The organism is Streptomyces sp. NPDC097107 (assembly GCF_044762405.1).
Classification (GTDB): Bacteria; Actinomycetota; Actinomycetes; order Streptomycetales; family Streptomycetaceae; genus Streptomyces; species Streptomyces thinghirensis.
The window spans coordinates 402,896-414,505 of the sequence record NZ_JBIWEF010000005.1 but is presented as its reverse complement, the minus strand read 5'-3'; the positions used below and the strand labels follow the sequence as shown (position 1 = coordinate 414,505).

The following is an 11,610-nucleotide window of genomic DNA, read 5'->3' as shown; positions in this document are numbered from 1 at the left end:
GTCGCGCTCAGCGCGTCTCGCCGAAGTGCTCCCCCACCAGGGTCCGGACCAGGTCCGGGTCGCCGGCGATCAGCGCGTCCAGCAGCGCCGTGTGTTCGTGCGCGTCGGCGATCAGGTCGGCCCGCCCCCGCACCAGGGGGGCGGCGCCGGCCGGCGGCCACTGGGCACGGCGGTGCAGGTCACCGGCGATGCGGACGAGCTGGTCGTTGCCGGCCAGCGCGAGCACCGCGCGGTGGAAGGCACGGTCGGCCTCGGCGTACGCGGCCGGGCAGCCGGACGACGCGGCCCGGACGGTGGCCTCGGCGAGGGGGCGCAGTTCCGCCCAGCGCTCGGCCGGCACCGTACGGGCCAGGCGGAGCAGCACGGGGACCTCGATCAGGGCCCGGACCTCGGCCAGCTCGGCCAGTTCCCGGTCGCCGCGCTCGACGACGCGGAAGCCGCGGTTGGGGACGACCTCGACCGCGCCCTCCAGGGCGAGCTGCTGCATGGCCTCCCTGACGGGCGTGGCCGAGACGCCGAAGCGCTCGCCGAGTGCGGGCGCCGAGTAGACCTCGCCGGGCCGCAGCTCACCGGAGACCAGCGCGGTGCGCAGGGCGTCGAGTACCTGCCCGCGCACGGAGGAGCGCTGGACGAGAGCGCGCGGGCGGGGCGGGGGAGGTTCGCTGTGCGTGTGCTCGCCGCGCGCTCCGGCCGGTTCCACGGCGCCGCGTGCCCTGTCCCGGTCCACGTCCGAGGCACTCGGCTGCGCCGGAACCCGCACCGGTGCGGCCGGTTCGCGCGACGCGGCCGATCCGGTCGGCCCGGCGGTGCGGACCCGTCCGGTCGCCGTCCCCGCGGGACCCTGCGCGCTCGGCTTCACGGGTCCTCCTGCGGGACGTGTCGGTACTTGGGGTCATTACGGCGGGTTGTCACCCGTCCGTCAAGCACCATAAGGGCACGGGCCGCCAGTTCAAATCCCGAGGATCTTGGGTAAGGTAAGGCTTACCTCAAGCAGCCCGTTGCTCGGACGTGGATCGGTGGTCCCGCATGCCTGTCACCCGCTCGGCCCTCACGGACGCCTACGCGCGCCTGTCCGAGGCTCTTCCGGGACTGGGCGTCACCGAGCTGGACGCGGCCGGCGAACTTCCGCGCGGCGGCGGATGGGTCGCGGCCGGCGCGCTCGCCGCGGGCGGGGCGGAGCTGGAGGCGTTCCTCGCCTGGGACGACGCCCAGGTGGTCCGGGACTACGGGCAACGGGCCCGGCCGGACGTGGTCGCGAGCTTCGGACTGCACCGGTACGCGTGGCCGGCCTGCCTGCTGATCACCGTGCCGTGGTTCCTGCACCGCAGGGTGCCCCGCTACCCCGCGACCCACGTCGCCTACGACCGCTCCGCCCCCGGCCTCCCCCTCGGCCGCATGGCCGTGCACTCCGCCGGTTTCGCCTGCCTGCCCGGCGATCCCGCCGCCGGACTGCCCGGCGCCCGCGTGGTCGCCGACGAGGAGGCGCTGCGGGCCGAGGTGCGCGCCGCGGTCGCCGAGCACATGGAACCGGTGCTGGCGGGGTTCGGACCACGCATGCGACGGCGCGGCCGCGCTCTGTGGGGCATGGCGACCGACGAGGTCGTCGAGGGCCTGTGGTACGTCGCCCATCTGCTCGGCGAGCAGGAGCGGGCGCGGCACGAACTGGAGCTGCTGCTGCCGGGCGCGACCAAGCCCTACGTCGGCAAGGCGGCGTTCCGCGAGCTGACCGGACCGGACGGCGAGCCGCTGCACACCCGGGACCGGGCGAGCTGCTGCATGTTCTACACCCTGCGCCCCGAGGACACCTGCGCCACCTGCCCGCGCACCTGTGACGCGGACCGCGTCAACAAGTTGCTCGCCACAGCGGGTTGAGCTCCCCCCGGGCGCACTCACGCGCGGCCACCCCCGTGATCGTCGGCTAAGATCACCGGCGTCGTTCCACAACTTCCTCACGCGTCACGGGAACTTTCCGTGGAACCACTCGTACGGGTAGTCTTATTCGAACTCAACTCCCGCCCCTCAAGCGATAGTTCGAGCAGAACGCCGCCCTGGGCATCCCCTCGCACTCCCTTGGCTGCCTCTTGCCCCGAAACCCTCTGAGGGCCGCCGGGTTTGGGCCACCATGGCGGGCGTTACGCCCTATCCCAAGGCAAGGGACCCCCAGATGAGATTGACCGACATATCGCTGAACTGGCTGCTTCCGGGCGCCGTGCTGCTCCTGGGCATGCTGGCGGCTGTGGCGGTGCTCGCGCGCGGCAAGCGTTCCTCGGGGAAGGACGCGGGCGCTGACGACTCGTGGGAGCGCATGGAGGAACGCCGCAGGCGCAAGGAGGCCCTCTACGGCACCTTCTCCTACGTCCTGCTCTTCTGCTGCGCCGCGGTCGCCGCGGCACTCTCCTTCCACGGTCTGGTCGGCTTCGGCGAGCAGAACCTCGGCCTGAGCGGCGGCTGGCAGTACCTGGTCCCGTTCGGCCTCGACGGGGCGGCGATGTTCTGCTCCGTCCTCGCGGTGCGCGAGGCCAGTCACGGTGACGCGGCGCTCGGCTCCCGCATACTCGTGTGGACGTTCGCGTTCGCGGCGGCGTGGTTCAACTGGGTGCACGCGCCCCGCGGCATCGGTCACGCGGGTGCCCCGCACTTCTTCGCGGGCATGTCCCTGTCGGCGGCGGTGCTGTTCGACCGGGCCCTGAAGCAGACCCGCCGGGCCGCCCTGCGCGAGCAGGGCCTGGTGCCGCGCCCGCTGCCGCAGATCCGCATGGTGCGCTGGCTGCGGGCGCCCAGGGAGACGTACCGCGCCTGGTCGCTGATGCTCCTGGAGGGCGTGCGCAGCCTCGACGAGGCCGTCGAGGAGGTGCGCGACGACATGCGCAAGAGGGAAGAGACCAAGCAGCGCCGGCGCGAGCAGGAGCGTCTGGAGCGGGCGCAGCTCAAGGCGATCAGCCGGGGCCACGGCGGCCCCCGGGGCTTCCCCGGTCGCGGCGGTCGGCAGGTCGAGGTCGAGGTGCAGCAGGTGGAGCGGGGCACCGAGCGCGCCGCCACCGCGGAGCCTGCCATATCCGCGCCGGAACCCCTGCCCGCGGCCCGGCGGCCCTCCCTGCAGCCGGTACGCCACGGAACTGACCAGGTCACGGTCGACCTCACGGCGGAGGACGACACCCAGGCCCTGCCGCGCCTGGACTCCCTGGAGCGCAAACTCAAGGATCTGGAGCAGCAGTTCGGCTAGCCGAGGTGTGCGGCGCCGGGGGGCTCCCGGCGCCTCACGCGGCCTCGGCGTCCAGTTCGAACCAGACCGACTTTCCCACCTCGCAGGGGTGCACGCCCCAGCCGTCGGCGAGGGACTGCACCAGGACCAGGCCTCTGCCGTTGGTGCACTCCTCCGCTTCCGGGGCGCGCGGCCGGGGCATCCGGCCGACGAAGTCCCGTACCTCGACCCGCAGCGCGCGCGGTCCGACCGTCGCGGTCAGGACGGCGCCTTCGCCGGTGTGGACGAGCGCGTTGGTGACGAGCTCGCTGGTCAGCAGCTCCGCGACGTCCGATCTTCCGGGCCCGCCCCAGTGCCGCAGCAGCTCACGCAGGGCGCGCCGGGCCTCGGGCACCGCCCGCAGGTCCGCCCGCCCCAGCCGTCGCCTGAGCTGTGGTGCCGTGTGTCCCTTCATGTCCCCCGTCCGCGTGCTGATGTCGCTCCCCTCTCGTTCGAACGTGTTCACGGGGAAGCCTTGCCCGTTCGGACCCCCGGCAGTCATGTCGATTCACGACGGCCATGACACCGTCACGGTCGCGGCACGTTGCGCAGGTTCGAGCGGGCCATCTGGAGCATGCGTCCGACACCGCCGTCCAGCACGATCTTCGAGGCGGACAGGGCGAAGCCGGTGACCATGTCGGCGCTGATCTTCGGCGGGATGGACAGGGCGTTGGGGTCGGTGACGATGTCGACGAGGGCAGGGCCCTTGTGCTTGAACGCGGCCTTCAGCGCCCCGGCCAGCTCCTTGGGCTTCTCCACCCGCACCCCGAAGGCACCGCAGGCTTCGGCGACGGCGGCGAAGTCGGGGTTGACGTTGGCCACGCCGTGCGAGGGCAGGCCCGCGACCAGCATCTCCAACTCGACCATGCCGAGCGAGGAGTTGTTGAAGAGGACGACCTTCACCGGCAGGTCGTGCTGGACGAGGGTGAGGAAGTCGCCCATCAGCATGGTGAACCCGCCGTCACCGGACATGGAGACGACCTGCCGGCGCCGGTCGGTGAACTGGGCACCGATCGCCATCGGCAGCGCGTTCGCCATCGAGCCGTGCGAGAAGGAACCGATGATGCGCCGGCGGCCGTTGGGTGAGACGTAGCGGGCGGCCCAGACGTTGCACATGCCGGTGTCGACGGTGAACACCGCGTCGTCATCGGCCATTTCGTCGAGCACGGCGGCGACGTACTCGGGATGGATCGGGACGTGCTTGTCGACCTTGCGGGTGTACGCCTTGACGACGCCCTCCAGCGCGTCCGCGTGTTTCCTCAGCATCCGGTCGAGGAAGCGGCGGCTCTTCTTCTCCCTCACCCGCGGGATCAGGCAGCGCAGGGTCTCCTTCGCGTCGCCCCACACCGCGAGGTCGAGCTTGGAGCGGCGGCCCAGATGCTCGGGCCGGACGTCGATCTGGGCGATCTTCACGTCGTCGGGCAGGAAGGCGTTGTACGGGAAGTCCGTGCCGAGCAGAATCAGCAGGTCGCACTCGTGGGTGGCCTCGTAGGCGGCGCCGTACCCGAGCAGGCCGCTCATCCCCACGTCGTACGGATTGTCGTACTGGATCCACTCCTTGCCGCGCAGGGCGTGCCCCACCGGGGATTTGATCTTCCCGGCGAACTCCATCACCTCGGCGTGCGCGCCCGCCGTGCCGGCGCCGCAGAACAGGGTGACCTTGTCGGCGTCGTCGATCATCCGCACCAGCCGGTCGATCTCCTCGTCGCCGGGGCGGACGGTCGGCCGGGAGGTGACGAGTGCCGTCTCGGCGGCCTTCTCCGGCGCGGGCTCGTCCGCGATGTCGCCGGGCAGGGAGACGACGCTGACGCCGCCCTGGCCGACGGCGTGCTGGATGGCGGTCTGGAGCAGCCGGGGCATCTGTTTCGGGCTGGAGATCAGCTCGCTGTAGTGGCTGCACTCGCGGAAGAGCTGGTCGGGGTGGGTCTCCTGGAAGAAGCCGAGGCCGATCTCGCTGGACGGGATCTGCGAGGCGAGGGCGAGGACGGGCGCCATCGAGCGGTGGGCGTCGTAGAGGCCGTTGATGAGGTGGAGGTTTCCGGGGCCGCAGGAGCCGGCGCACGCGGTCAGCTTCCCGGTGATCTGGGCCTCCGCCCCGGCGGCGAAGGCGGCGGTCTCCTCGTGCCGGACGTGCACCCACTCGATGCCGGTGTGGCGGCGCACGGCGTCCACGACCGGGTTGAGGCTGTCGCCGACGACGCCGTAGAGGCGTTCGACTCCGGCGCGGGTGAGGATGTCGACGAATTGTTCCGCGACGTTCTGTTTGGCCATGGCTCCAGCTATGGCACAGCGAGCGGCGTCACGCCTCCCAAACGGCGGCGGCCGTACGGTCATCGGCGTAACCCTTGACCCGGACCCGGCTGTCGGTGAGGAACTCGGCGAGGCCGGGTGGGGTGCGGCCGGCCCACCGCCGCGCGAGCAGGCCACCCAGCTCGGGCTCGTTCAGCAGGGGTTCGGCGAGGCCCGCGGTGCACATCAGCAGCACATCACCCGGGCGGGCTATGGAGGTCCGGAAGCGGAAGGGCTCGCGGGACGGCTCGGCGGGCGGCCCGTCGTACGGTCCGGGCGGTGCGGTGATGCCCAGGTCCATGGTGAGCCGGTCGCCCTCGGGGGCCTGGTCCGGCGTCCCGCCCGGCCCCGCCCGGCGGGCCGACCCGAACCCGACGACGGGCTCGCCGGCCACTTCGCCGACGCCCGGCTCCATGTCCTGCCAGGCGCCGTCCCGCAGCCGGAGCAGTCCGCCCGCGCCGGCGCCGAAGAAGACCCGCGTACGGCACTCGGGGTCGGCGGGCAGCAGCAGACAGCGCAGGGTGGCCGCGTACTCGTCCGGGGCCAGACCCTGCTCGGCGGCGCCGGCCCGGAGCCTGCCGAGGCTGCGGTCGGTGAGGCGGTGCAAGCCGGACTTCAGCTCGCCGCACCGGGCGGCCCGCAGGTCCTCGGCGAGCCGGGCGTGGCTGCGGCCCACGGCCCGGCCGATCCACCGGCACACCTCGGCGGCGGCACGGTGCGCCCCGGCGGTCGCGCGGGCGCCGGTCGCCATCGCCACCAGGACGAGTGCCTGCTCCCCCGCGCCGAAGCGCGCCACGAGCAGCGCGTCGCGACGCGGGTCGCCCCGGTACCGCGCGGAGTCCCCCCGCACGGATACGGCCCGCAGCGTGCAGGTCCCGTAGCGGGCACCGTCCAGCACCGTGTCCGCCACCAGCCCGTCGAGCCCGTCGGGGTCAGCCGACGGCAGCGCGGTGGGCTCGGCGTCGTAGGTGGGCGGCCCGGAGCCGACGAAGTCACGTGCAACCGACGGGACCTCGCCCGCGCCGTCCCGGGACGGCGCGGGCAGGGACTCCGGGGGTTGCGAGGCGAGGAACGGGGGCGGGAGCGGGGGCAGGCCCGGGGCGGTCCGAGGCGGGGGCGGGGGTGTACCGGGGGCCGACCGGCCGGCCGGGAGGGTCGGGTCGGGAGGTTCCGTGAGGTCGGCGGGGCCGGTCCCCGAGGTGGTGAGCCCGTGCGGTCCTGGTCGGCGGGCGGGCTGGGGCTGGGCGGGCTGCGGGGGGTCGGGCTGCTGGGGGTCGGGCCGCGGCGAGGCGGATGGCGCGGGGCCGGGCTGCAGCGGTGCCGACGGCGGCGGGTCGGTCCCCTGCGGGACGGACGCCACGGCACCGGTCACCGGCGGGACGGGCGGCACAGGGCCGGACTCCGGCAGGCCCGGCACCGGCGGGACAGACGGCGGAAAGCCAGGCTCCCGCGCGACAGACGCCACGGGACCGGTCACCGGCGGGACGGGCGGCACAGGGCCGGACTCCGGCGGGCCCGGCACCGGCGGGACGGACGGCGGAAGGCCAGGCTCCCGCGCGACGGACGCCACGGGGCCGGTCACCGGCGGGACGGGCGGAGAGACTCCGGGCTGCGGCGAGGCGGACGGCGCGGTGCGGGGAACGGGGATGTCCGGTGGCTCGGCGGCTGCCCACCAGGGGGGCCGGTCCGCGGCGGGAGAGGGACTCCGCTCGGCGGAATGGTCCGGTGCCGCGGGCGGGGTCCGGTCTCCCCCGGACCAGGGGCGGCCTGCCGGGGGCGGGTGGGGGTCATCCCCCGCCTGGGCGGGGCCTGCCGCGGGCGGGGGCGGGGCTTTCGCCGCCTGGGCGGGGTCTACCGCGTTCGCGGGCGATGTCGTGCCTCTCGTGGTGCCGTGGTCCGGGCGGCGGCCCACCGTCCCCGCTGCGGAGGCGAACCGGTCGTCCAGGGAATCGGGCGCGGCCGTGGGGCCGGTGTCGCCGGTGGAGTCGTCGTACAGCTGCCCCCACCAGTCGTCGTCACGACCGGTGGGTGTTCCCCCCTGCTGACTCATGCTCCTGATTGTCCACCGACGGAGCCGTATGAAAACGGGGCATCCGGAAAAACCGGCGGACCGGCACCGCGCCGGACGGCGTGTCGGGGGACGTGTCGAACACATGTAGCGAGGTGGGGTGGCCGAGCGGTCCCACCCCCCACGGGAGAACCGCTCGGCGACGCCACCTTGGCAGAGTGACCGGCGGTACGGCGATGATGTCCGGAGGCGGGTTTGCGCCGTGGCCGTTTTCCGCCACGGACGCTCCGCACGTTGTGGTGGTGAGGTTTGTTCTCGGGGAGGGGCAACGCCTGATGCTGGGAGTGCTGGGGCTGGAGCACACGCACGAGTCGGCGTACCGGGCACTGGTGTCCTTGGGCGCGGCAGAAGTGCCCGACCTGGCCCGGCGGCTGGCGCTCGGCGAGCGGGACACCGAGCACGCGCTGCGCCGGCTGGAACAGAACGGGCTCGCGGCCCAGTCGTCGGCCCGTCCCGGCCGCTGGGTCGCCGCGCCGCCGGGGGTGGCGCTGGGCGCGCTGCTCACCCAGCAGCGGCACGAGCTGGAGAAGGCGGAGCTGGCGGCGGCGCTGCTGGCCGAGGAGTACCGGGCGGCGGCGGCCGAGCCCGCGGTGCACGACCTGGTGGAGGTGGTGACCGGCGCCTCGGCGGTCGCCCAGCGCTTCCTCCAGCTCCAGCTGGGGGCGAGCGACGAGGTGTGCGCGCTGGTCACCGGCAGCCCCGTCGCCGTCACCGGCATGGAGAACGACGCGGAGGAGCAGGCAGCCGGACGCGGGGTCGGATACCGGGTGGTGGTCGAGCGGTCGGTACTTGACCTGCCCACCGGCATCACCGAACTGACCGCCGCGCTGGGCCGCGACGAGCAGGTGAGGGTGGTGGACCGGGTGCCGACCAAGCTGGTGATCGCCGACCGGGCCCTGGCCCTGGTGCCGCTCACGGCGCGTTCCTCGGAGCCGGCCGCGCTGGTCGTGCACGCCAGCGGCCTGCTGGAACTGCTGTCGGGCCTGTTCGAGTCGGTCTGGCGGGACGCGCTGCCGCTGCGGCTCGGCGCCGCCGGCGTGAGCGAGCACGGCCCGGACGGGCCCGACGCCACCGACCTGGAGATCCTCTCCCTGCTGCTGGCCGGCCTGACCGACGCGAGCGTCGCCAAACAGCTCGACCTGGGTCTGCGGACCGTGCAGCGGCGGGTGAAGCGCCTGATGGAGCTGACGGGGGTCACGACCCGGCTCCAGCTGGGCTGGCACGCGTACGAGCGGGACTGGGTGGCCCGGAAACGCTGAACCGGCAACCGGCAACCGGCATTCGGCTCCCGGCCCCCGGCCGCCCCCACCCGCTCGGCCGGACATCTGCGGACCGCGCCCGACTCCTGCACCCTGGACAGATGGGAGCGTGGAACCTCCTGCTGTCCGGCCTGGTCATCCTGCTCGGGCTGTGCGGAGTACTGCTCCCCGGCATGCCCGGGTCTTGGCTGGTGTGGGCCGGGGTGCTGTGGTGGGCGCTGAAGGATCCGCAGCCCCTCTCGTGGGCCGTGCTCGTCGGCGCCACGGTCGTTCTTCTCCTGTCCCAGGCGGTGCGCTGGGCACTGCCGCCCCGGCGGCTGCGCGCGGACGACGCCACCCGCCGCGTCACCGCGTACGCGGGCGCGGGCGCGTTCCTCGGCTTCGTCCTGGTCCCGGTGCTCGGCGCGATACCCGGCTTCATGGGCGGCATCTACCTCGCCGAACGGCTGCGGCTCGGCCGGCACGGCGAGGCGATGGCCGCGCTGCGCACGGCGATGCGCTCGGGCGGTTCCAGCATGCTGACGGAACTGTTCGCCTGCCTGCTGATCACCGGGGCGTGGCTGGGCGCGGTACTGGCGGGCTAGGTGTATTGGTCACGAGCGTTGTTGACGCCGAGCGGGCTTGATCATGGCGAAGACCTCCGGTGGTGGAGCTGTTTAGGACTGCACCGCACGGAGGTCTTCGTGTCCCACCGTAATGCCCGGCTGACCGTTCACGGCAGGCGGGATGTGTCGGGCAGGGCCTAGCGGGCCGCCGCAGTGCCCTCCAGGGTGAGCAGCGCCGTCTTGCGTTCCAGGCCGCCCGCGTAGCCCGTCAGGGAGCCGTCGGAGCCGATCACCCGGTGGCAGGGGCGCAGGATCAGCAGCGGGTTGGCGCCGATCGCGCCGCCGACGGCGCGTACCGCGGGCCGGGAGGCCCCGATGCGCGCGGCGATCTCGCCGTATGTGGTGGTCGCCCCGTAGGGCACGTCGTCCAGGGCGGCCCACACGCGCTCCCGGAAGGCGGTGCCCTCGGCGCGCAGCGGCAGCCGGAACTCCTTCAGCTCCCCGGCGAAGTAGGCGGCGAGCTGCTCCTCGGCCGCGCGGAACGGCCCGGCGTCGTGCCGCCAGCCCTCCTGGACGCTCCGGCCGCCCTTCTGCCCGGGCACGGACAGGGAGGTGAGCGTCCCGCCCGGGCCGGCGGTGAGGAGCAGTGTGCCGACGGGGCTGTCGGTCTCGGTCCAGTACGTCGTGGTCATGGTGGTGGTCATGGTGGTGGTCATGCTGGTGGTCGTCATCGGTGTTCCCATTCTCCCGCTGCGCGCAGGTGGTTCAGGGCGTACGAGCGCCAGGGGCGCCAGGCGTCGGGGACTGCGTGGTCCGGCGGTGCGACGTCCGGGTCGCCGAGGGCGCGGGTGCGGACCACGGCGACGGTACGGGCGTCCACGCCGGGCACGGCGAGCAGCGCGTGCTCGGCGTCGTCCCGGTCGGTGCCCGGGTCCAGGCGTACGGCGCCGTCGGCGAGCGCGGCGGCGAGCACGCCCGGGGTGCCGTCCGGTTCGGCCCCGGCGAGGACGGCCGGTTCGGGGAAGAGGTGGGTGAGGGTGCCGCAAGGCGCGTCCAGCGTCTTGCCGTACCGCTGGACCAGCCGCTCGGCCTCCTCCCGCCCCACCAGGGCCCGTACGGCGAGTTCGTCGGGGTCGGCGGCGCCAGGTGAGCGGAGCCCCGGGCGGGCGTCGACCAGCGGGGCGAGGCGGGGGTCGGCGCCGAGCCGTTCGTCCACGGCGTACGGGTCGGCGTCGAGGTCGAACAGCCGCCGCAGCCGCTGTACGGACGTGGTCAGGTCACGCAGGTCGGTCAGGTGGAGGCGGGCGTCGAGCCAGCCGCCACTGCCCGCCGCGGGCAGACCCGGCCGTTCGTCGACGGCGACGATCCCGGTGCCGTACGGCAGGCGCAGGGTGCGCCGGTAGACGCGGCGGCCCGGCACGGCGCTCACCTCCTCGACTCCCGCGACGGCCTCCCGCTGGAGCAGGTCGAAGATGGGGCCCGCCTGGTAGGGGCCCCGGTGGGCGAGCCGCAGGGGGATGCCGGCGGAGGGGGTGGCGGCGCGCCGGGAGGCCCGGTCGCGTGCCGGGGCGGCGGCGCGCAGCCCGCTCGGGGTGGCCGCGTACACGGCCCGGATCGTGTCATTGAACTGGCGCACGCTGGCGAACCCCGACGCGAAGGCGATCTCCGTGACCGGCAGGCCGGTGGTCTGCAGCAGGACGCGCGCGGTGTGGGCCCGCTGGGCGCGGGCCAGGGCCACCGGCCCGGCGCCCAGCTCGGCGGTGAGCTGCCGCTGCACCTGGCGGGCGCTGTAGCCGAGCCGGCCGGCGAGTCCGGCGACGCCCTCGCGGTCGACGACGCCGTCGCCGATGAGCCGCATGGCCCGGCCGACGACGTCGGCGCGGACGTTCCAGTCCGCCGAGCCCGGCACGGCGTCGGGACGGCACCGCCGGCAGGCCCGGAATCCCGAGCCCTGCGCGGCGGCGGCCGTCGCGAAGAACCGCACGTTGCGCCGCTTCGGCGTGACCGCCGGGCAGCTGGGCCGGCAGTAGATGCCGGTCGTCTCGACGGCGAAGAAGAACGCGCCGTCGAACCGGGCGTCCCGGCTGCGCACGGCCTCGTACCTGCTGTCCTCGTGCGTCAGGTGCTCTGCGCTCTTCGTCCCGTTACCCGTCACGCCCTCCAGTCTCCGCCGGACCGGAGGGCCGGGCTGGCGGAAATCGGACATGG

10 protein-coding genes are annotated in these 11,610 nt (G+C 74.1%); 4 read left to right on the top strand and 6 right to left on the bottom strand.

The window, feature by feature from the left end; all coding sequences use genetic code 11:
• Positions 1 to 7 precede the first annotated feature (7 nt).
• Positions 8 to 859, bottom strand: coding sequence for an FCD domain-containing protein (locus tag ACIQ1J_RS14615; RefSeq protein ID WP_403557049.1), 852 nt, complete (start codon positions 857 to 859; stop codon positions 8 to 10).
• A 167-nt stretch (positions 860 to 1,026) separates the two neighbouring features.
• Between ACIQ1J_RS14615 and ACIQ1J_RS14610 the strand changes: the two genes are divergently transcribed.
• Together ACIQ1J_RS14610 and ACIQ1J_RS14605 are read left to right on the top strand one after the other, a co-directional pair.
• A complete protein-coding gene (locus tag ACIQ1J_RS14610) occupies positions 1,027 to 1,872 on the top strand; it encodes a (2Fe-2S)-binding protein (RefSeq protein ID WP_403557048.1) in 846 nt (281 codons plus the stop codon).
• A gap of 292 nt (positions 1,873 to 2,164) precedes the next feature.
• Positions 2,165 to 3,223 (top strand): DUF2637 domain-containing protein, encoded by a 1,059-nt coding sequence (locus ACIQ1J_RS14605; RefSeq protein WP_210963059.1) that lies wholly within the window; start codon positions 2,165 to 2,167, stop codon positions 3,221 to 3,223.
• 34 nt (positions 3,224 to 3,257) lie between these two features.
• Here the strand turns inward: ACIQ1J_RS14605 and ACIQ1J_RS14600 are convergent, their stop codons facing one another.
• The 3 genes from ACIQ1J_RS14600 to ACIQ1J_RS14590 all read right to left on the bottom strand — a co-directional run bounded on the left by ACIQ1J_RS14600 (position 3,258) and on the right by ACIQ1J_RS14590 (position 6,902).
• Entirely contained in the window at positions 3,258 to 3,656 is a 399-nt protein-coding gene (locus tag ACIQ1J_RS14600; RefSeq protein ID WP_403557047.1) for an ATP-binding protein, read from the bottom strand.
• Between the two features lie 113 nt (positions 3,657 to 3,769).
• Complete coding sequence (locus ACIQ1J_RS14595; protein WP_403557046.1) at positions 3,770 to 5,512, bottom strand: pyruvate dehydrogenase; 1,743 nt, start codon at positions 5,510 to 5,512, stop codon at positions 3,770 to 3,772.
• A 28-nt stretch (positions 5,513 to 5,540) separates the two neighbouring features.
• Entirely contained in the window at positions 5,541 to 6,902 is a 1,362-nt protein-coding gene (locus ACIQ1J_RS14590; RefSeq protein WP_403557045.1) for a protein phosphatase 2C domain-containing protein, read from the bottom strand.
• A 971-nt stretch (positions 6,903 to 7,873) separates the two neighbouring features.
• Between ACIQ1J_RS14590 and ACIQ1J_RS14585 the strand changes: the two genes are divergently transcribed.
• Both ACIQ1J_RS14585 and ACIQ1J_RS14580 read left to right on the top strand, forming a co-directional pair.
• Positions 7,874 to 8,857, top strand: coding sequence for a helix-turn-helix domain-containing protein (locus tag ACIQ1J_RS14585; protein ID WP_403557044.1), 984 nt, complete (start codon positions 7,874 to 7,876; stop codon positions 8,855 to 8,857).
• A gap of 101 nt (positions 8,858 to 8,958) precedes the next feature.
• Complete coding sequence (locus ACIQ1J_RS14580) at positions 8,959 to 9,441, top strand: DUF456 domain-containing protein (RefSeq protein WP_403557043.1); 483 nt, start codon at positions 8,959 to 8,961, stop codon at positions 9,439 to 9,441.
• Between the two features lie 158 nt (positions 9,442 to 9,599).
• On the opposite strand, the gene ACIQ1J_RS14575 is transcribed toward ACIQ1J_RS14580, so the two are convergent.
• Positions 9,600 to 10,133, bottom strand: a complete 534-nt coding sequence (locus ACIQ1J_RS14575) for a methylated-DNA--[protein]-cysteine S-methyltransferase (RefSeq protein ID WP_403557042.1) — start codon at positions 10,131 to 10,133, stop codon at positions 9,600 to 9,602.
• Positions 10,130 to 11,608: a bifunctional transcriptional activator/DNA repair enzyme AdaA gene (locus ACIQ1J_RS14570; RefSeq protein ID WP_403557041.1), complete on the bottom strand. Its 1,479-nt coding sequence runs from the start codon at positions 11,606 to 11,608 to the stop codon at positions 10,130 to 10,132. The genes ACIQ1J_RS14575 and ACIQ1J_RS14570 overlap by 4 nt, the downstream gene beginning before the upstream one ends.
• Between the last annotated feature and the right edge of the window lie 2 nt (positions 11,609 to 11,610).